The organism is Streptomyces sp. NPDC091377, from assembly GCF_044757045.1.
Taxonomy (GTDB): domain Bacteria; phylum Actinomycetota; class Actinomycetes; order Streptomycetales; family Streptomycetaceae; genus Streptomyces.
On record NZ_JBIVUE010000032.1, the window covers coordinates 21,175 to 40,833 of the forward strand.

Here is a 19,659-nt window from a genome sequence, read left to right on the forward strand (position 1 = left end):
GTACGGCTGAGCCGGGGGTGAGACCTTCGGTAGCCGCTTGCACTCGGCATGGTCGAGTGCTAATCATTGGCGTTAGCACTCTGAAGGTGAGAGTGACAACGAAGGACCGGGTCGGTGAGGCCGCAAGCCGGGTGGGGCAAGGAACCACGAGGCAGGCGAGCCGTCCGTCGCGGGCGCGGGCGCGGTCCGAAGAATCACCCCCAGTCCTGGAGGGACCACTTCACATGGCCAAGATCATCGCGTTCGACGAGGAGGCGCGGCGCGGCCTTGAGCGCGGGATGAACCAGCTCGCCGACGCCGTCAAGGTCACCCTCGGCCCCAAGGGCCGTAACGTCGTCCTCGAGAAGAAGTGGGGCGCCCCCACGATCACCAACGATGGTGTGTCCATCGCCAAGGAGATCGAGCTCGAAGACCCGTACGAGAAGATCGGCGCCGAGCTGGTCAAGGAAGTGGCGAAGAAGACGGACGACGTCGCCGGTGACGGTACGACGACGGCCACCGTCCTCGCCCAGGCCCTGGTCAAGGAGGGTCTGCGCAACGTCGCCGCGGGCGCCAACCCGATGGCCCTGAAGCGCGGTATCGAGAAGGCCGTCGAGGCCGTCTCCGGTGCGCTGCTCGACCAGGCCAAGGAGGTCGAGACCAAGGAGCAGATCGCCTCCACGGCCTCCATCTCCGCCGCCGACACCCAGATCGGCGAGCTGATCGCCGAGGCCATGGACAAGGTCGGCAAGGAAGGCGTCATCACCGTCGAGGAGTCCCAGACCTTCGGTCTGGAGCTTGAGCTGACGGAGGGCATGCGCTTCGACAAGGGCTACATCTCCGCCTACTTCGCCACCGACATGGAGCGCATGGAGGCGTCGCTGGAGGACCCGTACATCCTCATCGCGAACTCCAAGATCTCCAACGTCAAGGACCTGCTCCCGCTCCTGGAGAAGGTCATGCAGTCGGGCAAGCCGCTGCTGATCATCGCCGAGGACGTCGAGGGCGAGGCCCTGTCGACCCTGGTCGTCAACAAGATCCGCGGCACCTTCAAGTCCGTCGCGGTCAAGGCGCCGGGCTTCGGTGACCGCCGCAAGGCGATGCTGAACGACATCGCGATCCTCACCGGCGGCGAGGTGATCTCCGAGGAGGTCGGCCTCAAGCTGGAGAACACGACCCTGGACCTCCTGGGCCGTGCCCGCAAGGTCGTCATCACCAAGGACGAGACCACGATCGTCGACGGCGCCGGCTCCTCCGAGCAGGTCGCCGGCCGGGTCAACCAGATCCGCGCCGAGATCGAGAACTCCGACTCGGACTACGACCGCGAGAAACTCCAGGAGCGCCTGGCCAAGCTCGCGGGCGGCGTGGCGGTCATCAAGGCCGGTGCCGCGACCGAGGTCGAGCTCAAGGAGCGCAAGCACCGCATCGAGGACGCCGTGCGCAACGCCAAGGCGGCCGTCGAGGAGGGCATCGTCGCCGGTGGTGGCGTGGCCCTGCTCCAGGCGTCGTCGGTCTTCGAGAAGCTGGAGCTGGAGGGTGACGAGGCGACGGGTGCCGCCGCCGTGAAGCTCGCCCTGGAGGCCCCGCTGAAGCAGATCTCCGTCAACGCCGGCCTTGAGGGTGGCGTCGTGGTGGAGAAGGTCCGCAACCTCACCCCGGGTCACGGTCTGAACGCCGCGACCGGTGAATACGTGGACATGATCGCCGAGGGCATCATCGACCCGGCGAAGGTGACGCGGTCCGCGCTGCAGAACGCCGCGTCGATCGCTGCGCTGTTCCTGACCACCGAGGCTGTCATCGCCGACAAGCCGGAGAAGGCCGCTGCGCCTGCCGGTGGCGGGATGCCGGGTGGTGACATGGACTTCTGATCGGCTTCTGTCGGTCGGCGTCCTGCTTGTGCCGAGGGCGGTGTCTTCTGGGGGACCAGGAGATGCCGCCCTTTGGCGTTCGGGGGGGGCGGGGTGGGGTGGGGTGGGTGTTGGGTGTTGGGTGTGGGTGGGATAGGGCTCTGTGCGCGGTTCCTCGCGCCCCTGACGGCGGGGGGTTGCTCGGGTGTGGGTGGGATAGGGCTCTGTGCGCGGTTCCTCGCGCCCCTGGAGGCGGGGGGTTGCTCGGGTGTGGGTGGGATAGGGCTCTGTGCGCGGTTCCTCGCGCCCCTGACGGCAGGGGGTTGCCTGGGTGTGGGTGGGTTGGCGGCCCCTAAAAGCAGGGGTTTCTTGGGTTCTTGTGGGTTTGGGGGGTGACTGGCGCTAGCGTGCGGGGCATGCGGATCCTCCAACTTTCCGACACCCATCTGGAGCGGACCCCCGGACCCAACCGGCACGGTGTGGACGCCACCGGGACGTTGCGCCTCTTCCTTGACGAACTGCGACATCAGCGCGGCGTCGACATGGTCCTGGTCACCGGGGACATCGCAGACGACGGGGCGGTGGAGTCGTACGCGGTCGCGCGGGAGTTGATCGGGGGGTTCGCCGCGGGGCTCGGGGTGCCGGCGATCTTCACCACCGGCAACCACGACGACCGGGACTCCTTCGGCAAGGTGCTGGGCAGCGGGCATCTGGGGGCCGACGGCGCGGAGTACGCCACCGCCGCGCTCTCCTCGCCCGGCGGTGAGATCGCCGCCGTGAGCGTCGTGCGCGGATACCGGATCATCACCCTGGACTCGCTGATGCCGGGGGAGATCTACGGCGGGCTCACCGACGCCCAGCTCGACTGGCTGAACGACCTGTTGCGCACCAACGGCGACCGCGGCACGGTCCTCGCCCTGCACCACCCCCCGATCGCCATGGACGTCGACCTCCAGCGCGCCTTCGGGCTGCGCAACTCGCCGGCGCTGGCGGAGGTGCTGCGCGGCAGCGACGTACGGGCCGTGCTCACCGGGCACTACCACCTCCAGTTGCTCGGGCTGCTGGCCGGTATCCCGGTCTGGGTCGGTCCGGGCGTGGTCAGCCGGGTCGATCTGACCGCCCCGCCCGGCACCGACCGCGTGGTGCGCGGCGCGTCCGCCTCCCTGGTCGAGGTGGGCGGGGCGGCGGGCGCCCTCTTCCACACGCTGCACGCCCGTGACCCGCGGGCCCACGAGACGATGTACGAGATGGACGAGGACCAGGTGGCGGAGTTCATCGAGACACGGGGCCGGATCCGCTGACCGCGGCGACCCGCGGCGACCCGCGGCGACCCGCGCCGACCCGTATTTCTTGAGTAACTCAATCAATCGGCTTATCGTTGCCTAAGTCAATCACTCGCCGTGTGATGCCCTGACGGAGGCTCCGCCATGTCCGACGCCCCAGCGCCCACCGCCGAGACCGGGACGGTGGCGCCGCCGCCCCGTCCCCATGCCGTGGTCGCGGTGCTGGCCTTCAGCGGGGTCGTCGTGTCGCTGATGCAGACGCTGGTCATCCCGATCGTCCCGGAACTGCCCCGGCTGCTGGACGCGCCCGCCTCCGACGCCGCCTGGGCGGTCACCGCCACCCTGCTCGCCGCCGCCGTCGCGACCCCGGTGATGGGACGGCTCGGGGACATGTACGGCAAGCGGCGGATGCTGCTGGTCAGCGTGGTGCTGCTGGTGGCCGGGTCGGTCACCGCCGCGCTCAGCGACACCCTGGGGCCGATGCTCGTGGGCCGGGTGCTCCAGGGGCTGGCCTCCGGGGTGATCCCGCTCGGCATCAGCATCATGCGCGACGAACTGCCCGCCGAGCGGCTCGGCTCCGCCACCGCGCTGATGGGCGCCTCGCTCGGCGTCGGCGGCGCGCTCGGGCTGCCCGCCGCCGCGCTCATCGCCGACCACCTCGACTGGCACGCCCTGTTCTGGATCTCGGCCGCGCTGGGGGTCGTCGCCGGTGCGCTGGTGGTGGCGCTGGTGCCGGAGTCGCGGGTGCGGACCGGCGGGCGGTTCGATCTCGTCGGCGGGGCCGGGATGACCGTAGGGCTGGTCTGTCTGCTGCTCGGGATCTCCAAGGGCGCGGACTGGGGCTGGTCGAGCGGGACCACGCTGGGGCTGTTCGCCGTCGCCGCGGCGGTGCTGCTGGTCTGGGGCCAGTGGGAACTGCGGATCCCGGAGCCGCTGGTCGATCTGCGCTCCACCGCCCGCCGCCAGGTGCTGGTGACCAACCTCGCCTCGATCGCCGTCGGTTTCGCGATGTTCGCGATGTCCCTGGTCCTTCCGCAGATGCTCCAGATGCCCGCCGGGACCGGGTACGGGCTCGGGCAGTCGATGCTCACGGCCGGTCTGGTGATGGCCCCCTCGGGGCTGGTGATGATGGCGGTCGCCCCGCTCTCCGCCACCGTCTCCAGGACCAAGGGGCCCCGGACCACCCTGATGATCGGCGCGCTGATCGTCGCCGCGGGCTACGGGCTCAACATCGCCCTGATGTCCGAGGTCTGGCACTTCGTGCTGGTCTCCTGCGTCATCGGCGCCGGGATCGGCTTCACCTACGGCTCGATGCCCGCGCTGATCATGGGGGCCGTGCCGCCGTCGGAGACCGCCGCCGCCAACAGCTTCAACACGTTGATGCGGTCCATCGGCACGTCGACCGCCAGCGCCGTCGCCGGGGTCGTCCTCGCCCAGATGACCACCCCGTTCGGGTCGGTCGTCCTGCCCTCCGAGAACGGCTTCCGGACCGTGCTCGTGCTCGGCGCGGGGGCCGCGCTGCTGGCGTTCGCGGTCGCCGCGTTCATTCCGCGGCAGCGGGATGCCGGGAGCGACCGGGACCCGGAGGGGACGGTGCGGGCAGCCTCGGGGGAGGGGGTGGCGGAGCCCGCGGCGCCGGTCACGCGCCAGGGGTGACTACCGGTGCGCGAGGTGCGAGAGGTGCGCGAGGTGCGCGAGGTACGAGAGGTGCGAGAGGTACTACCTGTAGTACCGGTACTACAGGTTCCCCATCGGCTCGATGTCCGTGCGGATCGGGGTTCCCCACACCCGCAGCACCTCGTAGTCGGTGAACTCGTGGACCAGCCGGTAGGCCGTCGCCGGACGCGAACCGCGCCGCTGCGCGGCCAGATACAGCTCGGCCTCCCGGCGGTCACGGCGCGGGGTGCCGCACAACTGCCACTCCTGGCCGTTCCACAGCTCCGGCAGCCAGCGCTGCTGGGGCTGCGGCCGGTCGCCGCGCACCCCGTAGCGGGAGGGCGCGGTGGCGTTCGGGCCCGCCGGTCCCGCCGGGCCGTTGAACTCCGCCCGGCGGGCCGCGCGGCGCCGGGTCTCGCACAGCAGACACAGATCGGGCGCGCTCTCGTCGACCGGCCCGCCCGGGTGCTCCGCGCACCGGGTGGTCGGCGGCGCCGTGCTGACGCTCTCCTCCAGCAGGTCCAGGGCGCGGCGCAGGTCCGTACGGAACTCGTGGAGCTTGGTGTCGGGGGTGTCCGCGGTGAGGGCCTCGCCGTGCTCGCCGAGGAGTCGGAGGGCACGGCCCAGGGCGGTGAGGTGGGCGTGGTTCATGAGGACAGTGTCGTACGCCGGAGCCCGAAGGCGTAGGTCGCGGCGAAACCGACCAGGTAGCCGGTGAGGAGCCCGCCCCCGTAGACGGCCACCGTCACGCCCAGGCCGCGGTTGCCGGCCAGCAGCGGGAAGAGGGCCCAGCCGGAGGGGCCGATGGCCGTGGCGCCGACCTTCACGCCGAGCATCGCGAACAGCCCGACGAAGGCGCCGCCCGCCGCGCCGCCCACGCACGCGGTGAGGAACGGCCGGCCGAGGGGGAGCGAGACGCCGTAGATCAGTGGCTCGCCGACGCCGAGCAGTCCGGCCGGGAGCGCGGACCTGATCGTCGTACGGAGGGAGGTGTCGGCGCGCAGCCGGACGTACACGGCCGCCGCCGCGCCGACCTGGCCCGCGCCCGCCATCGCGAGGATCGGCAGCAGCACGGTGTAGCCCTGCTGCTCGATGAGGGTGGTGTGGATGGGGATGAGGGCCTGGTGCAGCCCCAGCATCACCAGAGGCAGGAACAGTCCGCCGAGGATCAGGCCCGCGAAGGCGCCGGTCGTGGTCAGCAGCCAGTCGGAGGCGGTGCCGATGGCGGAGGAGACCGCGCCGGCCGCGTACATCAGCCCGTACAGCGTGGCCAGGCCCGCGACCAGCACCGTGACGGTCGGGGTGACCAGGACGTCGAGCGCGGCCGGGACCCGGCGCCGGCAGCCCTTCTCGACGTACGTCCCCAGCAACGCCGCCGCCAGCGCGCCGAGCACCCCGCCCTGGCCGGGGGAGAGCGTCACGCCGAACGCCGTGACGCCGGCCACCCCGGGGTAGACGACGACCGCCGCGACCGCGCCGCCCAGCACGGGCGTGCCGCCGAATTCCTTCGCCGTGTTGTAGCCGACGAACACCGCGATCAGCGCCATGAACGCCGAGGCGATCGCGGCGAGCGCCGGGGTGATGCCGGGGAGCAGACCGGCGTTGACCAGCAGTCCGTTGAATCCCGCGAGGATGCCGCAGCCGATGAGGGCCGGGATGAGGGGGACGAAGATGTTGGCGACGCGGCGCAGGGCGGCTTTGGCGGGGGTGGCGTTGCGCCGCTTCTGCCGGGACCGCAGCCGCTCCCCGTGGGAGGCGAGCCGCTCGGCTGTGGGGGGCTGGTCGGTCGGGGCGGGCAGGTCGGCTGCGGCGAGGTGCCCGGTCCGGTCGGTCGTCGCGGGGCGCTGTTGCTGGAGGAGGTCCTCGAACGCCTCCGTCACCCGGCCGACCACCCCCGGCCCGAGCACGATCTGGTACGTGTCGTCGGCGACGACCCCGAGCACCCCGGGTACGGCCCGCAGCGCGGCCTCGTCCACGGCCGACGGGTCGGCGAGACCGAGGCGCAGCCGGGTCATGCAGTGGGCGACGGAGGTGATGTTCGCCGCGCCGCCGACGAGCGGGAGGATCGCGGCGGCGGCGGTGGCGGTGTTGGCGGCGGGGCCGGTGGGAGGGGGGCCGGCGGCGGGCGGGCTGGTGTCGGGTGGGGTGGTGTCGGGCGGGGTGGGGTCGGCGGGATCGGCGTCGGGCGGGTCGGTGTGGGGAGGGTCGGTGCGCACCTGCTGAGCGTGCGGCTCAGGGGGACGCGGCGGCGAGCGCGGCGCGCAGATGGCCGCCGGACTCCTCCAGAAGGCGGGTGGCGGTGGCCCCGTCGACCCCGGCCAGGATGGTCAGGATCGCGTCCTTGACCTCGCCGTCGGTGGCCGCGAGGGCCGACTCGATCTCCTCGTCCGCGGCGCCGGTGGCGAGCGCGACGATACGGCGGGAGCGGGCGCGCAGCTTGTCGTTGGAGGCGCGGACGTCGACCATCAGGTTCCCGTAGGTCTTGCCCAGCCGGATCATCGTGATCGTGGAGATCATGTTGAGCACGAGCTTCTGGGCGGTGCCGGACTTGAGCCGGGTGGAGCCGGTGAGCAGTTCGGGCCCGACGACGACCTCGATGCCGTGCTCGGCGGCGGCGGCCAGCGGGCTGTGCGCGTTGCAGGCGAGGCCGACGGTGAGCGCGCCGAGCCCGCGGGCGTACCGCACGGCGCCGACGGCGTAGGGGGTGCGGCCGGAGGCGGAGACGCCGACCACGGTGTCGTCGGCGGTGAGCTTCAGCGCGTCCAGTTGGGCGCGGGCGAGGTCGGGATCGTCCTCGGCGCCCTCGACGGAGGTCACCATGGCCTCGGGTCCGCCCGCGAGCAGCCCGACGACCTGCCCCGGCCCGGTGTTGAAGGTGGGCGGGCACTCGGAGGCGTCCAGCACCCCGAGCCGTCCGGCCGTACCGGCGCCGATGTGCACGAGCCGCCCGCCGCGGCCCATCCGCTCGGCCACGGCGTCGATCGCGGCGGCGATCCGCGGCAGCTCCCGCGCCACGGCACCGGGGACGGTGGCGTCCTCCTGGTTCATCAGCGTGGCGATCTCAAGAGTGGAGAGTCGGTCGATCTCGGCCAGCTCGGGCCGGAACGCCTCGGTGGTCAGCGAGGCGAGCTGGGAGTGCAGATCAGGGGACGGTGAGACGGAGGTCATGGATCCGACGGCTCTTTTCAGCGAGGGGGGTTGGTTCGAGGCAGCTGTCTTCTGTCTATGCCGCCCAGCGGTGTGTTGTCCGGGTGTCCGGGTGCCCTGACGCCCTCTTGTCGGGGTGCCGGTCCCGTCTTGTCGGGGTGTCGGCCCCTCTTGTCGGGGTGTCGGCCCGTCTTGTCGGGGTCGGCCCGGTGGTCGGTCCGGTCGGCCGGCTGCTGCTTCCGGTGGTGCCGGCCGCTACTTCCGGTGGCGGTGGGCCAGCGCCTCGTAGGAGGCGGACAGCGCGGGTGCCGCCGTCTCGTAGGTCCGCTGGGCCACTCCCACGAACAGACAGTCCACGACCAGCAGCTGACTGGTCCGGGACGACATCGCCGCCGGGCGCAGCTCGCTCTCGCGGGCGGTCGACGTCGTGAGGATGAGGTCGGCGTACTGGGAGACCGGCCCGTCCGGCCGCCCGGTGATCGCCACGGTCGTGGCCCCGTGCTCGAAGGCGACCCGCAGCGGCTCGATCACGTCGCCCGTCGATCCGGAGTGGGTGATGGCGATGGCGAGGTCCCCGGACCGGAGCTGCACGGCGTTGGTGACCGCGAGATGGGGGTCGGAGTGGGCGTGGGCTATCAGTCCTATGCGCAGCAGCTTCTGGGCGAGATCCTGGGCGACCAGCCCGGACGCGGCGATGCCGTAGATGTCGATGCGGCGGGCGCTCGCGGCGGCGGCGACGGCGGCGCCGAGCTGGGTGGTGTCCAGCCCGGCCGCGGTGTCGGCGAGGGTCTGCTGTTCGTCGTAGGCCAGTTTGGCGACGACGTCGGCGATGGGGTCGTCCACCGCGATGTCGGTCGTGATGGCGGGCGCGCGGCCGGACTGCTGCTGGGCGGCGAGACCGGCGAGGGCGAGCCGCAGATCGCGGTAGCCGGGGTAGCCGAGCAGCCGGGCGGTGCGTACGACGGTCGCCTCGCTGGTGCCGGTGAGTTCGGCGAGACCGGTGACCGTGAGGGCCGCGCAGCCGGCCGGGTCGCCCGCGACGGCCTCGGCGACGCGCTGCATGGAGCGGGTCATCGAGGGGGCGAGGGTGCGCACCTTGGCGGCGAGCGCGGCGGGCGCGGGCGGCGCGGTGGGGGGCGCGGGCGGTGCGGGCGGCGCGGGCGGTGCGGTGGGGGGCGCCGCGGCCGTGGCCGGCGGGGCGGGAGCGGCGTGGGCGGGGTGCGCCGGGGGTGCCGCGGCCGTACCGCCGAAAATTTCCTTCACTTTCTGGGTCACTCTTGAAAGATATTTTCGGCACGGTGTCGGGTCAAGAGTGCGCACAATGGAGACATGACTGTCCTCAGCCCTTTGGAACAGGCGTTGCACACGGCACGCGCGCGGGTGCTCGCCGACCTGGTCGCGGGCGAGGTGGCCGAGGCGGACGTGGTCTCGCTGGTGGAGGCGTCCGTCGCGGAACGGCGCTGGTGGGTGGAGCAGTGGCCGGACGGGGCGGCGTTCGTCGCGGGCCTGGTCGCCCAGGATGTGCAGGACGCGCTGCTGGACCGCTACGGCCGCTGGCCGCTGTGCCCGGTCTGCGGCTCGGGCGACCCGCACGCGCTGGACATCGAGCCGGAACTGGGCCCCGACCCGCACTGGGTGTGCCACAAGGCGGGCGTGAAGGTGGCGCCGCTGGGCGCGCTGGGCGGCGCACGGACCAGCTGACGCGCCACCTGGCGTACCACCGGGCGGGTTCATAAGACGCTGCACGACGCACGACGCATGACGCATGACGCATGACGCATGACGCATGACGCATGACGCATGACGCATGACGCATGACGCATGACGCATGACGCGTGACGGATGACGCATGACGGATGACGAGGCAGAGGCTCCGTGACGATCTACATCGACCCGCCGACCTGGCCCGGGCACGGCCGGCTGTGGTCCCACCTGATCAGTGACCTGTCCTACGACGAACTCCATCGGTTCGCCGAGGCGCTCGGGGTGCCGCGCCGGGCCTTCGAGCGGGACCACTACGACCTCCCCGACCGCCGGTACGCGGACGCGGTCCGGGCCGGGGCGGTGGAGGTCGGCAGCCGTGAGGTGGTGCGGCTGCTGACGGGGTCGGGACTGCGCCGGCCCAAGCGGCGGGGGCCGGTCTGAGGTTCACCGGGTCGTCGGGAGCAACTCGTAGGCGTACAGCTCGTCCGTGTCGCCGTGGCCGTCGTCGGCACCGGCGCCCTGGCCGTGGGAGGGGCCCGGGTCCGTGCTGACCCGCTGGAACCCGGCCCGGGTGAGGACCGCTTGGGACGGGGCGTTGTCCGGCTCGACGGTGGCGAAGAGGGAGCGTACGTCGTCCCTGGCCAGCGCCCAGTCGGCGAGGGCGCGCAGGGCCTCGGTCGCGTACCCCTGGCCGCGGGCCGACTCGACCAGGTCGTAGCCGATCTCCACCCGGCCGTCCTCGTCCGGCGCGCTGTGGAAGCCGATGCCGCCGACGGCGAGGTCGTCCTCGGCGCGGACCAGGACGAAGACGCCGAACTGCGGGCGGAGCACCCCCTCGATGTACGCCTTGAGCAGCAGCCCCGCGGCGACCCGGGTGCCGTCCATGGGGCCGCCCTCGATCCAGCGGAAGCCGCCGTCGCCGCCCGCGGTGAGGTCGGTGGCGGCGGCGGGGGTGAGTCCCTCCAGGACGAGGCGGCCCGCGGGAAGGACCAGGTTGTTGTTCCAGCGCCACTCGGTGACGGGGGCGCGGCCGGGCAGTTCGCCGCGGCCGGTGGCCCACAGCAGGGTGCGCCAGGGGTCGGCGTCCGGCTGGATGTGCGGGAAGATCGTGCGCAGCACGAACTCGGCGTGGGCGGGGGAGGGTTCGTAGGCGAGCGCCAGGGCCTCGGTCAGGTCGTGGGTGTGCAGCAGCACCTCGGCGACGCCCATCGCGGCGAAGCCCTCGCGGCCGGCGCCGCGGAACGGGTACGGGTGGAAGGCGCGGGCGGCGCGGGGCGCGGTGCGGACGGCGGCGGCGAGGAGCGCGCCGGTCGTCTCGATCACCTGGAGTGTCCCGGCGTTGTCGGCCGGGTCGAGGCCGCCCTCGGTGCCGTCGATGGTGATCTGGAAGGGGACGTACGCGTCCTGCGCGCGCCCCGCGAGCTGTCCGGCGTAGGCGATCAGGTCACTGGCGATGTGCTCGGCCGTCGCCCGGCAGCTCCAGGTCAGCCCCCGGGCGGGGGTGCCGGCCCAGTCCTTCGAGGTGCCGGGCCGTAGTGCCGCGACGGCCTCGGCGACGGATTCCGTTACCTGCCCGGCCGCGTGTTCCCCACCCTGAAAACTCATACGGGCAGGCTAATGCGGAGCGAATCGGGGCGACGACAGCATTTCCAGCTCGGCGGTCATGTTGTAGCGGGCCGTCCGCTCCCACCGCTCCCGGCCGTACGGGGTGTGGAAAAGGGCGGGCAGCGCGAGCAACTGGCGCAGCACGGCGGCGCGGCCGGCGCGGAAGGCGTCCTGCGGGACGAAGCCGTACTCCTCGCGGACGGCGGCGGTGTAGGCGGCGTACGCCGACGGGGGCGCGGCGAGGACGGCGAGATCCGCGTCGCAGAGCACCTGTCCGTCGCGGTCGTCGGCGCCGGGCGCGTGGGTCACCGTCAGCCGGACCAGCCGGGCCACCTCGGCGACCTTGGCCTCGGGCACCCCGGCCTCGGCCAGCGCCCGCTCGGCCAGCCGTGCCGACCGCTCCTCGTTCTCCTCCCGGTCCGGCCGGTACACGGCGTCGTGGAACCAGGCCGCGAGCCGTACGACGTCCAGGTCGTCGGCGTACGAGGCCAGCGTGTCGATGTGATCGAGCACGGCGGTGAGGTGGGCGAGCGTGTGGTACCGGCGCTGGGGCTCCCGCCAGCGGGTGAGGAGACGATCGGCGTAGGGGAGGGGGTCGGGGGGTTGCCCCCGGCCCGGGGAGCGGGCGCCTTCCAGGGCGGCGGCGAAACGGGTGCGCAGGGTGTCGGGACCGGGATCGACCATGTCGGCATTCTCCCGCGAAAGGGAGGCGGCACTTAGGTTGGATCACATGACGGATACGACGATCGCGGGCGGACCGGTGGAGCGGGACCCGGAGCTGCCGGGGCTGTTGCTGAGGACGGAGCGGGACGCGCTGGTGCCGTTGCTGCGGGCCACGGCGCCGGAGGGGTTCGCGATCCGGACGCGGGCGTGTCCGGACTGGACGGTGCGGGAGGTGCTGGCGCACTGTTCGGCCGTGCTGACGCGGGTCGTGGAGCGCCGGTACGAGAAGGATGTCTTCTCGCCCGCCGCCAACCAGCGGGACATCGCCGAGCGGGCCGACTGGACCGACCAGCAGGTGGTGGACGAGCTGGAGCGCGGGATGACCGAGGCAGGGTCGAAGATCGCCCGGGCCGGGGGGATCCTGGACGGGATCGCGCTGGGGGAGTGGGTGCATGCCGGGGACGTCCGGGAGGCGCTGGGCGAGCCGGGGGCGTACGCCGGTGCGGGACTGCCCCTCGCGCTGACGCTGCTGGCCCGGATCACCCGGGAGAAGGGCCAGGTGCCGCTCCACGCCGACCTCGACGACAGGGACGAGCCGCTGCGGTTCGGGGAGCCCGACGGACAGCGGCCCCCGGCGCGGTACATCGGGGACGCCCCGACCCTCGTACGGCTGTACTCGGGACGCCCGACGGACGGCGCGGGGTTCGAACTGGCGGGGGTGGAGGCGGGGGAGCTGAACATCTACGCGTGACGGGGGTGTCCGTAAAGCGATCGGAGAGGGACGGAATACCGGCCAAGCTCGGTGGGGATCACTGACGCGTGACAACCATGTCAACAGGTGGCAAATACGGTCGACGGATGCCGTGCGCGTGTTCGACATTTACGCGTGACAACGCTGGCAAGCCCTTGCCGAGCCGGGGCCCCTTCTCGCGGCCTGCGGGTTCGCGGCGTACTCTGCTATTGGACTAGACCTGTAGTCGCCAGGGGAAACGGGAAGGGGTCCTATGAGTTCGCGTGCAGTCCTGGAGGTGATCGCGCTCGACGCCGAGGACGCGGTCGCCGCCCAGGCGGGGGGAGCGGATCGACTTGAGCTGGTCGCCGACATGGCGGCCGACGGGCTGACCCCGCCGGTCGACACCTTCGCGGCGATCCGTGCCGCGGTGGACATTCCGCTGCGCGTGATGCTGCGCCTCGCGGACGGGTTCGCCGCGGGAGACACGGATCGGCTGGCGGAAGCGGCCCGGCGGATGCGGGGGGCCGGGGCCGACGAGTTCGTCCTGGGCTTCCTCGACCCGCACGGCGGGGTGGACCTGAACGCCGTCAAGCTGCTGGTGGGGGAGCTGGACGGCTGTGCGTGGACGTTCCACCGCGCCATCGACCGCGCCGCCGACCGGGACGCCCTCCGCAAGCAGTTGGACGGACTGCCCGGTCTCGACACCTACCTCACCGCGGGCGCGGCGGCGGGCGTGGACGACGGCCTGTCCACCCTCCTGACGGAGACCGCCCGCAGCGGTGAGTCCGGCTACGAGCCCCGCATCATGGTCGGCGGCGGCCTCCGCCTCGACCACCTACCGGGCCTCCTCGCCGCGGGCATCGACGCCTTCCACATCGGCGGCGCCGCCCGGCCCACCGGCTGGCAGGGCCCGGTGTCCGCCGAAGCGGTGTCCCAGTGGCGCACAGCCCTGGACACCACACCGTAAGCAGCAGCACGCAGCACACAGGGTGGGTGAGGCAGCCACACCAGGCCGGCCTCACCCACCTTTTGCTGTCCAGCAGACAAACCGACAACCCCCCTGAGGGGCGCGGGGCTGTATCGATCTGCGGCTCCGCCGCGTGGGCGCGATCAGCCACACACAACCCGCACCCGGCAACGAACCGCACCACCCCGCCCCCACACCACCCCGCCCCCACACCCCCACGCCCCCACCCCACACACCACCCCGCACCCGGCAGCGAACAACACCACCCCCCACCCCACCCCACCCCCCGTCACAACAACTGCGTGGGCAACGCCACCCCGTGGGTCACCACCAACCCCGAAACCGCCCGGGTCAACGCCACATACAGCCGCCGCAACCCGGTCCGCTCATCCGGCTCCCCGTCCACGACGGCGGCAGGCTCATCCAGCACCACGAAGTCGTACTCAAGCCCCTTCGCCAACGACGCCGGCACCACCGTCAGCCGCGTCTCCCGGGTCGTCTCCTCACCCGGCGCGAGAGGGGACAGCCCGGCCGCCGCCAACCCCTCCACCAGCGCCGGCACCCTCCCGTCCGCGGCGATGAGCCCGATCGACCCCTCCTCCCGCAACGCCTCCCGCACGGCGTCGATCACCCCCTCGACCCCGTCGACCGGCCGCACCTCGAACACCCCGGGGTTCTCCCGCACCGACGCCACCGCCCGCAACCCCGGCGCGATGTGCGGCAACAGCCGTGACGCGTACGCGATGACATCGGTCGGCACCCGGAACCCCGCCGTCAGCTCCTCGACCACCGCCTCCGGCTTCCCCAGATGCTCCAGCGCCTCCGCCCAGCTCCGCGTCGCCCACGGCGTCGTCCCCTGCGCCAGATCCCCCAGCACCGTCGCCGACCCGGTCGTGCACCGCCGCCCCACCGCCCGGTACTGCATCGGCGACAGATCCTGCGCCTCGTCCAGCACCACATGCCCCAGCGAATGCGTCCGCTCCACCAGATCCGTCGCCTCGTCGATCAGCACCGCGTCCGCCGCCGACCACTTCGCCGACTTCACCGACCGTACGGTCTTCGCCCACAGCACCGTCTTCTGCTCGTCCGCGTCCAGCACCCCCTCGGCATGCTCCGCGAGGAACTCCGCGTCGGTCAGCAGCCGCAGCACCAGCTTCGCCGGATCCACCGCCGGCCACACCGCCTTGACCGCCGCCTTCACCGCGCTGTTGCGCGCCACCGCGTCCTGCACCCGGTCGTCCGGCGCCTCGCCCGAGCGTTCCATCTGCACCAGCACCGCGTGCGCGATCCGCTGCGGCAGCGCCTCCCGCGCGGCGCCGTAGCGGATGCCCCGGTCGAGCAACTCCCCGACGATCGCCTCCAGTTCGTACGCCGGCACCCGCCACCTGCGCGACCCCCGGACCACCATCACCGGCTCGGTCGGCATGCTGACCTGCGCGTACAACGCCCGCCGCAGCACCCGCGCCATCCGCGCGTCGCCCTTGACCATCGCCGCCGCCGCGTCGTCCGTACCGCGGACCTCCACCCGTGCGACCAGGTCGTCCACGGTCGCCTGCCGGACCGCCAACTCGCCGAGCGCGGGCAGCACCTGCTCGATGTAGTGCAGGAAGGAACGGTTCGGCCCGATCACCAGCGTCCCGGTGCGCGCCAGCCGCTCGCGGTGCGCGTACAGCAGATAGGCCACCCGGTGCAGGCCGACCGCCGTCTTCCCGGTGCCGGGACCGCCCTGCACACACACCGTGCCGGTCAGCCCGGACCGTACGATCTCGTCCTGCTCGGGCTGGATCGTCGCCACGATGTCCCGCATCGGGCCCACGCGCGGGCGCTCGATCTCCCGCTGGAGCAGCCGGCTGGTGCGGGCCGCCTCCGCCGGGTCCGAGAGCCGTTCGTCCTCGTACGCCGTGAGGTCGCCGCCGGTGTAGCCGAAGCGGCGGCGCAGCCCGACATCCATCGGGTCCTTCTTGGACGCCCGGTAGAACGACTGCGACACCGGCGCCCGCCAGTCGATGACCATGGGGTCGCCGTCGGCGTCGTGCACATGCCGCCGCCCGATGTAGAAGCGCTCGCCCTCCGCGCCCTCGGCCCGCTCGGCGCCCGGGGCGTGCAGATAGTCGAGGCGGCCGAAGAAGAGCGGGGTGTCGCTGAGGTCGGCCAGCGCCTTCACGCGCAGTTCGATCTGGTGGGCCAGCGCCTCCGCGCTCACCCGGTTCGCGGCGACGTCGCGGATGTCGAGCGCCTCGACGTCCTCGCGCATGGAACGCAGCGCGGCACGGGAGGAGGCCAGGTGGGCGCGCTCGTGAGAAAGGGGGTCGACAGGGTCGACGGGGTCGGCGGCGGGCGTGGACAAGGCGGTGCCTCCGGGATGGCTGAGCGGAAGGAAGAAGCCGACCGGTTTCCGTCCGGACGACGGCGCTCCATGAGGGAGGCGGGCAAGAGCGGGGATTCTAAGGGACGGACGGAGTCCGGGACCAATGGATTTCCCGCGCGGCTGCGGGCGGCGGAGGCGGACGATCCCCGGGTCTTCGCCGGCTGTCCCCTAAGGGACGGGGCATCCTCCGGTGGGGGGTGCGGGTCCACCCCGGGGCGGAGGGCGCGGGGGCGCGGATTCGATCCGCAGACCGATGCGTCCTTCACCCCCGGAAACGCACCATGGAGTCATGAGTGCAGCGACCATCACCCCCATGCCAGGCCGCCCCTCGGGCGCCACCGCCGTCGCCGGCAGCCACCGGCATCGCATAGGCGAAGCCCTGCACGCCCTACGGGTGTTCGCGGGCGCGGCGTTCGACATCGTCCTCCTCGGTGAGTACGGCGAGGAGGCGGGCGTACGCCGTAGGTGACCGCCTAGTGTCACCACGTGATCAGCACCTCACGCCAGGTGACCCCCCGGTCCACCCCCGACCCACCCCCACCTCTCCTCGCCCCCTCCCTCCTTGCCTTCGTGTCCGTGCTCTCCCTGACGGCGTTCGCCGCCCTGTGCGCGGTGCGCGGTCTGCCCATGGCGGACGTCCTGGTCTACCGGGCCGAGGGCGCGGCGGTGCTCCACGGCCGTGATCTGTACGGCTTCACCGTCACCGAGTGGCATCTCCCCGCCACCTATCCCCCCTTCGCGGCGCTGCTGTTCACCCCGCTGGCCTGGCCGCCCGTCCCGGTCCTGAAGGCCGCGTTCCTCGTCGGCAACCTCGTTCTGCTGGCCTGCCTCATCCGGCTCTCGGCCCGTTTCGCGGGCCGGACGCTCGCCCCGCCCGCCCTCGTCGCGGCCACCGCCCTCGCCCTCTGGCTCGAACCCGTCTTCCAGACGCTGCTCTTCGGGCAGATCAATCTGGCCCTGATCTGTCTGGTGCTGTGGGACCTCACCCGGCCGCCGGGCGCGCGCGGCACCGGCGTGGCGCTCGGGATCGCGGCGGGTGTCAAGCTCACCCCGGCCGTGTTCATCGCGTATCTGCTGCTGCGCGGCCGGTACCGGGAGGCCGCCACGGCGGTGGCGGCGTTCGCCGGGACGGTCGCGGTCGGGGCGCTGGTGCTGCCCGCGGCGAGTGTGGACTTCTGGAGCCGCCGTCTGTTCGAGACCGACCGGGTGGGAAAGCCGTGGATCGTCGACAACCAGTCCGTGCAGGGTCTGATCGCCCGCGCGCTGGGTGAGGCCCGGCCGGGGGCGGCCTGGCTGGGGGCGGCCGGGCTGATCGCGGTGGCCGGGCTGTGGGCGGCCCGCCGCGCCGCCGACGAGCGGACCGGGGTGCTGCTCGCCGCCGGTACGGCCCTGCTGGTCTCACCGATCAGCTGGACCCATCACTGGGTGTGGTGCGTCCCGCTGATCGCCCTGCTCCTGGCGCGGGGCCGCGGGCGGCTCGCCCTCTGCGTCACGCTCCTGTTCACGGCCCGCACGATGTGGCTGGTGCCCCACGAGGGCGCGCTGGACCTGCGCCTGCCGTGGTGGCAACAGCCACTGGCGTCACCGTACGCACTGCTGGCCCTGCTGGCCGTGGGGGCGGTGCTGATGCCGGCGGGGGCGGCCGGTCAGCTCTCGGCGAGGAGTTCGTCGGCGTCCATGATCCGGTAGGCGTAGCCCTGTTCGGCCAGGAAGCGCTGGCGGTGGGCGGCGAAGTCCTGGTCGATGGTGTCGCGGGCGACGACGGAGTAGAAGTGGGCCTGGTGGCCGTCGGCCTTGGGCCGCAGGACCCGGCCGAGGCGCTGGGCCTCCTCCTGGCGGGAGCCGAAGGTGCCCGAGACCTGGATGGCGACGGTGGCCTCCGGCAGGTCGATGGAGAAGTTGGCGACCTTGGAGACGACGAGGACGCTGATCTCCCCCTCGCGGAAGGCGCCGAAGAGCCGCTCGCGCTGGGCGTTGGAGGTCTCGCCCTTGATCACGGGGGCGTCGAGGTGCTCGCCGAGTTCGTCGAGCTGGTCGATGTACTGGCCGATGACGAGGATCTGCTGACCGGCGAAGCGGCGCACGATCGCCTCGGTGACCTTGCGCTTGGTCTCGGTCGTGGCGCAGAAGCGGTACTTCTCCTCCATCTCGGCGGTGGCGTAGGCGAGCCGCTCGGTGTCGGTGAGGTTGACGCGGACCTCGACGCAGTCGGCGGGCGCGATGTAGCCCTGGGCCTCGATCTCCTTCCAGGGCGCGTCGAACCGCTTGGGGCCGATCAGGGAGAAGACGTCGGACTCGCGGCCGTCCTCACGGACCAGGGTGGCGGTCAGACCGAGCCGCCGGCGGGCCTGGAGGTCGGCGGTGAACTTGAAGACGGGCGCGGGCAGCAGATGGACCTCGTCGTAGAGGATCAGCCCCCAGTCGCGGGAGTCGAACAGCTCCAGGTGCGGGTAGACGCCCTTCCGCCGGGTCGTGAGCACCTGGTAGGTGGCGATGGTGACCGGGCGGATCTCCTTCTTCGTACCGCTGTACTCGCCGATCTCCTCCTCGGTGAGCGAGGTCCGCTTGACCAGTTCGTGCTTCCACTGCCGGGCCGAGACGGTGTTGGTGACCAGGATCAGCGTCGTGGACTGGGCCTGGGCCATGGCGCCCGCGCCGACCAGCGTCTTGCCCGCGCCGCAGGGCAGGACGACGACTCCGCTGCCGCCGTGCCAGAAGTTCTCCACGGCCTGCCGCTGGTACGGGCGCAGCGCCCAGCCCTCCTCGTGGAGCGCGATCGCGTGCGCCTCGCCGTCGACGTACCCGGCGAGGTCCTCGGCCGGCCAGCCCAGCTTCAGCAGCACCTGCTTGATCTGCCCGCGCTCGGAGGGGTGCACGGCGACGGTGTCGGGGTCGATCCGGGTGCCGACCAGCGGGGCGATCCGCTTGGACCGCAGCACCTCCTCCAGCACCGGCCGGTCGGTGCTGGAGAGCACGAGGCCGTGGGCGGGATGCTTGCTCAGGGTGAGCCGTCCGTAGCGGTCCATCGTCTCGGCGACGTCCACCAGCAGCGCGTGCGGCACCGGGTACCGGCTGTACTGCACCAGCGCGTCCACGACCTGCTCGGCGTCGTGCCCGGCGGCGCGCGCGTTCCACAGGCCCAGCGGGGTCACCCGATAGGTGTGGATGTGCTCCGGCGCCCGCTCCAGCTCGGCGAACGGCGCGATGGCCCGACGGCAGTCGTCGGCCTGCTCGTGGTCGACTTCGAGGAGCAGGGTCTTGTCGGACTGGACGATCAACGGACCATTCACGCGCGGCACCCTTCCGTGCGGCGGCCGGACGGTTCGGCCAAACGTCCAGTGTGCCTGATCCCGCCCCCGACCGACCTACGCCACCGCCCCACCCCCGACCACGCCGCCGATCCGCCCCGACCTGCGCCGCCGATCCGCCCCGACCTGCGCCGCCGATCCGTCCCCGACCGCGCCGCCGATGCGCCCGCCGCCCTGCCCCCGACCTGCGCCGCCGCCCCGCTCCCGACCGCGCCGCCGATGCGCCCGCCGCCCTGCCCCCGACCTACGCCACCGCCCCGCTCCCGACCGCGCCGCCGATCCGCCCCCCGACCTGCCGCGCCGGCCCGCCCCGTTATGGTTTCCGCGGTCCTGCAATAGGACCGCTGGCCTCCGGGCCCGGCATGACTTTTGCCCCCTGTCGAACGGATGACCTGGGGG

At 72.5% G+C, this 19,659-nt stretch carries 17 protein-coding genes; 9 read left to right on the plus strand and 8 right to left on the minus strand.

The window, feature by feature from the left end:
• Positions 1–224 precede the first annotated feature (224 nt).
• The 3 genes from groL to ACIQNG_RS37640 all read left to right on the plus strand — a co-directional run bounded on the left by groL (position 225) and on the right by ACIQNG_RS37640 (position 4,765).
• Positions 225–1,847: a chaperonin GroEL gene (groL, locus tag ACIQNG_RS37630; RefSeq protein WP_401428167.1), complete on the plus strand. Its 1,623-nt coding sequence runs from the start codon at positions 225–227 to the stop codon at positions 1,845–1,847.
• Between the two features lie 395 nt (positions 1,848–2,242).
• Complete coding sequence (locus ACIQNG_RS37635) at positions 2,243–3,127, plus strand: metallophosphoesterase (protein WP_401491542.1); 885 nt, start codon at positions 2,243–2,245, stop codon at positions 3,125–3,127.
• 126 nt (positions 3,128–3,253) lie between these two features.
• The gene (locus tag ACIQNG_RS37640) at positions 3,254–4,765 is read left to right on the plus strand and encodes an MFS transporter (protein WP_401491544.1); all 1,512 of its coding nucleotides are present in this window, start codon (positions 3,254–3,256) and stop codon (positions 4,763–4,765) included.
• Between the two features lie 81 nt (positions 4,766–4,846).
• Here the strand turns inward: ACIQNG_RS37640 and ACIQNG_RS37645 are convergent, their stop codons facing one another.
• From ACIQNG_RS37645 to ACIQNG_RS37660, 4 genes are all read right to left on the minus strand, one after another.
• On the minus strand, positions 4,847–5,416 hold the full coding sequence (locus ACIQNG_RS37645; protein ID WP_401491546.1) for a hypothetical protein: 570 nt from the start codon (positions 5,414–5,416) through the stop codon (positions 4,847–4,849).
• On the minus strand, positions 5,413–6,831 hold the full coding sequence (locus ACIQNG_RS37650) for a PTS transporter subunit EIIC (protein WP_401491566.1): 1,419 nt from the start codon (positions 6,829–6,831) through the stop codon (positions 5,413–5,415). Before ACIQNG_RS37650 ends, ACIQNG_RS37645 begins: the two co-directional genes overlap by 4 nt.
• A 166-nt stretch (positions 6,832–6,997) precedes the next feature.
• Positions 6,998–7,933, minus strand: coding sequence for an N-acetylmuramic acid 6-phosphate etherase (murQ, locus tag ACIQNG_RS37655; RefSeq protein ID WP_401491548.1), 936 nt, complete (start codon positions 7,931–7,933; stop codon positions 6,998–7,000).
• A 234-nt stretch (positions 7,934–8,167) separates the two neighbouring features.
• Positions 8,168–9,187: a MurR/RpiR family transcriptional regulator gene (locus ACIQNG_RS37660; RefSeq protein ID WP_401491550.1), complete on the minus strand. Its 1,020-nt coding sequence runs from the start codon at positions 9,185–9,187 to the stop codon at positions 8,168–8,170.
• A 54-nt stretch (positions 9,188–9,241) separates the two neighbouring features.
• On the opposite strand from ACIQNG_RS37660, the gene ACIQNG_RS37665 reads away from it, so the two are divergent.
• Positions 9,242–9,613, plus strand: a complete 372-nt coding sequence (locus ACIQNG_RS37665; RefSeq protein ID WP_401491552.1) for a hypothetical protein — start codon at positions 9,242–9,244, stop codon at positions 9,611–9,613.
• A gap of 174 nt (positions 9,614–9,787) precedes the next feature.
• Entirely contained in the window at positions 9,788–10,057 is a 270-nt protein-coding gene (locus tag ACIQNG_RS37670) for a DUF4031 domain-containing protein (RefSeq protein ID WP_401428182.1), read from the plus strand.
• A 3-nt stretch (positions 10,058–10,060) separates the two neighbouring features.
• Here the strand turns inward: ACIQNG_RS37670 and ACIQNG_RS37675 are convergent, their stop codons facing one another.
• Both ACIQNG_RS37675 and ACIQNG_RS37680 read right to left on the minus strand, forming a co-directional pair.
• Positions 10,061–11,221: a GNAT family N-acetyltransferase gene (locus ACIQNG_RS37675; protein WP_401491554.1), complete on the minus strand. Its 1,161-nt coding sequence runs from the start codon at positions 11,219–11,221 to the stop codon at positions 10,061–10,063.
• 9 nt (positions 11,222–11,230) lie between these two features.
• Entirely contained in the window at positions 11,231–11,905 is a 675-nt protein-coding gene (locus tag ACIQNG_RS37680) for a hypothetical protein (protein WP_401491556.1), read from the minus strand.
• Positions 11,906–11,951: 46 nt separating this feature from the next.
• On the opposite strand from ACIQNG_RS37680, the gene ACIQNG_RS37685 reads away from it, so the two are divergent.
• Together ACIQNG_RS37685 and ACIQNG_RS37690 are read left to right on the plus strand one after the other, a co-directional pair.
• The gene (locus tag ACIQNG_RS37685; RefSeq protein WP_401491558.1) at positions 11,952–12,635 is read left to right on the plus strand and encodes a maleylpyruvate isomerase family mycothiol-dependent enzyme; all 684 of its coding nucleotides are present in this window, start codon (positions 11,952–11,954) and stop codon (positions 12,633–12,635) included.
• A 253-nt stretch (positions 12,636–12,888) separates the two neighbouring features.
• Complete coding sequence (locus ACIQNG_RS37690) at positions 12,889–13,584, plus strand: copper homeostasis protein CutC (protein ID WP_401491560.1); 696 nt, start codon at positions 12,889–12,891, stop codon at positions 13,582–13,584.
• 289 nt (positions 13,585–13,873) lie between these two features.
• Here the strand turns inward: ACIQNG_RS37690 and ACIQNG_RS37695 are convergent, their stop codons facing one another.
• Complete coding sequence (locus ACIQNG_RS37695; protein WP_401491562.1) at positions 13,874–15,931, minus strand: HelD family protein; 2,058 nt, start codon at positions 15,929–15,931, stop codon at positions 13,874–13,876.
• A 310-nt stretch (positions 15,932–16,241) separates the two neighbouring features.
• Between ACIQNG_RS37695 and ACIQNG_RS37700 the strand changes: the two genes are divergently transcribed.
• Together ACIQNG_RS37700 and ACIQNG_RS37705 are read left to right on the plus strand one after the other, a co-directional pair.
• Positions 16,242–16,421, plus strand: a complete 180-nt coding sequence (locus tag ACIQNG_RS37700) for a hypothetical protein (RefSeq protein ID WP_401491564.1) — start codon at positions 16,242–16,244, stop codon at positions 16,419–16,421.
• A gap of 101 nt (positions 16,422–16,522) precedes the next feature.
• Positions 16,523–17,641, plus strand: coding sequence for a glycosyltransferase 87 family protein (locus ACIQNG_RS37705; protein WP_401491568.1), 1,119 nt, complete (start codon positions 16,523–16,525; stop codon positions 17,639–17,641).
• On the opposite strand, the gene ACIQNG_RS37710 is transcribed toward ACIQNG_RS37705, so the two are convergent.
• Positions 17,599–19,242, minus strand: a complete 1,644-nt coding sequence (locus ACIQNG_RS37710; protein ID WP_401428197.1) for a DNA repair helicase XPB — start codon at positions 19,240–19,242, stop codon at positions 17,599–17,601. The two genes, ACIQNG_RS37705 and ACIQNG_RS37710, sit on opposite strands and share 43 nt — an antisense overlap.
• Between the last annotated feature and the right edge of the window lie 417 nt (positions 19,243–19,659).

What these genes read in the sequence shown, in the direction of transcription:
- groL (WP_401428167.1), top strand. Translation starts at nt 225, where the DNA reads ATGGCCAAGATCATCGCGTTCGACGAGGAGGCGCGGCGCGGCCTTGAG.
- ACIQNG_RS37635 (WP_401491542.1), top strand. Translation starts at nt 2,243, where the DNA reads ATGCGGATCCTCCAACTTTCCGACACCCATCTGGAGCGGACCCCCGGA.
- ACIQNG_RS37640 (WP_401491544.1), top strand. Translation starts at nt 3,254, where the DNA reads ATGTCCGACGCCCCAGCGCCCACCGCCGAGACCGGGACGGTGGCGCCG.
- ACIQNG_RS37645 (WP_401491546.1), bottom strand. Translation starts at nt 5,416, where the DNA reads ATGAACCACGCCCACCTCACCGCCCTGGGCCGTGCCCTCCGACTCCTC.
- murQ (WP_401491548.1), bottom strand. Translation starts at nt 7,933, where the DNA reads ATGACCTCCGTCTCACCGTCCCCTGATCTGCACTCCCAGCTCGCCTCG.
- ACIQNG_RS37665 (WP_401491552.1), top strand. Translation starts at nt 9,242, where the DNA reads ATGACTGTCCTCAGCCCTTTGGAACAGGCGTTGCACACGGCACGCGCG.
- ACIQNG_RS37675 (WP_401491554.1), bottom strand. Translation starts at nt 11,221, where the DNA reads ATGAGTTTTCAGGGTGGGGAACACGCGGCCGGGCAGGTAACGGAATCC.
- ACIQNG_RS37680 (WP_401491556.1), bottom strand. Translation starts at nt 11,905, where the DNA reads ATGGTCGATCCCGGTCCCGACACCCTGCGCACCCGTTTCGCCGCCGCC.
- ACIQNG_RS37685 (WP_401491558.1), top strand. Translation starts at nt 11,952, where the DNA reads ATGACGGATACGACGATCGCGGGCGGACCGGTGGAGCGGGACCCGGAG.
- ACIQNG_RS37690 (WP_401491560.1), top strand. Translation starts at nt 12,889, where the DNA reads ATGAGTTCGCGTGCAGTCCTGGAGGTGATCGCGCTCGACGCCGAGGAC.
- ACIQNG_RS37700 (WP_401491564.1), top strand. Translation starts at nt 16,242, where the DNA reads ATGAGTGCAGCGACCATCACCCCCATGCCAGGCCGCCCCTCGGGCGCC.